This is a genomic window from Undibacterium sp. JH2W (assembly GCF_049340425.1).
Classification (GTDB): domain Bacteria; phylum Pseudomonadota; class Gammaproteobacteria; order Burkholderiales; family Burkholderiaceae_D; genus Undibacterium.
In genome coordinates this window covers 1-1,213 of sequence record NZ_JBMPOT010000058.1, presented here as the reverse complement: position 1 = coordinate 1,213, position 1,213 = coordinate 1, and the positions used below count along the sequence as shown (strand labels likewise).

Here is a 1,213-nt window from a genome sequence, read left to right as displayed (position 1 = left end):
TTCCCGTCAAGTTTTTATCGAGATGAGATCAGAATTAAAATCAACGCCGTTCTTGAACAGGCTAAAAGCAACTCGCAATATTTTACGTGCGATGATCATGATAGCGGCCGTTGAGGGCCAGCCAAGTTGCCGATAATGTTGATACACAGGTGCCCATACCTTTGATTTTGCTGCTGCCATACCAGCGTTAAATAGCAAGCGGCGCCCTTCAGCAGGGCCTCGCTTGGACAACCTCCTGCGGCCACGTTTTTGACCAGAGTCACAGGGACGTGGATCCATACCGACAAATGCAACGACGGCATCACTGTTTGTGAAACGAACGCGATCAAACAGATTGGCCAGCCAGGAGCTGGTTAATAGCCCGACTCCTGCAATGGATTGCAAGCGACAGACTTGTTCATCCCGGTTGGGAATATCCTTATTCAATGCGGCAATGTCCTGATCGATTTGCTTGAGTAAATCTGTAAAGTTATCTAAAAGCTTGGCTGATTTCACTTTCAGTGACGGCGCTCCATCACAGGTCAGGCGGAATGCGGTCTTCAGGGAAACAATTTTAGCCCTGCGTTTAAGCAACTCATCCATTGTGCGTTGCTCAGGCGTAGCAGGTTCATAGCGACGCAGCTCCTTGACTTCATGTGCCAGGTAACGGGCAATGAGCATGGCATCGACGTTGTCAGTCTTGGCACGCGCCCCCACTCCTTTTGCATAATGACGGGTATCTTTAGGGTTGAGCACATAAACATGCAAGCCCATCTGAAAAGCCAGGTCAGCCAGCACCTGGTGATAGGCGCCGGTTGCTTCCATCGCAATAGACGAGCCAGGCGGCAGTTGTTTCAGGAATTTCTTTAAAGCAGCCAATTCATTAGCAACAGCACGCACCGGGAAACTGCTTTCCGAGCAGGCGATAACGACCTCAGATTTCGCCACATCAACACCAATGAATAACGGGGATTGCATGATTGCCTCCTTATCGTTAAAGTGAGAATGTTGGGGTGGCCACTTCTTCACGTTAGCTTGCACATATCGGCGGTATTGGTTGGCAGGCCTATTGACCGCTGGATTCCTCATCGACGTTGAAGAGGTGGGGTGGGAGAGTTCTAATCGAGTCTGTCAGCTAAAACTGCAGATGCGCAGCGTTGTCCCTCCACCCCGACGCTTTCTAGTTTCCCAGAAATCGTCACTTATAACCATACAAGCGCAGCGTAATCGTACG

The 1,213-nt window shown here is 50.0% G+C and carries 1 protein-coding gene; it reads right to left on the bottom strand.

Annotation, left to right across the window (positions count from 1 at the left end; all coding sequences use genetic code 11):
• Positions 1–6 precede the first annotated feature (6 nt).
• Positions 7–1,008, bottom strand: coding sequence for an IS110 family transposase (locus ACO0LC_RS29075; protein WP_423009737.1), 1,002 nt, complete (start codon positions 1,006–1,008; stop codon positions 7–9).
• Positions 1,009–1,213 lie beyond the last annotated feature (205 nt).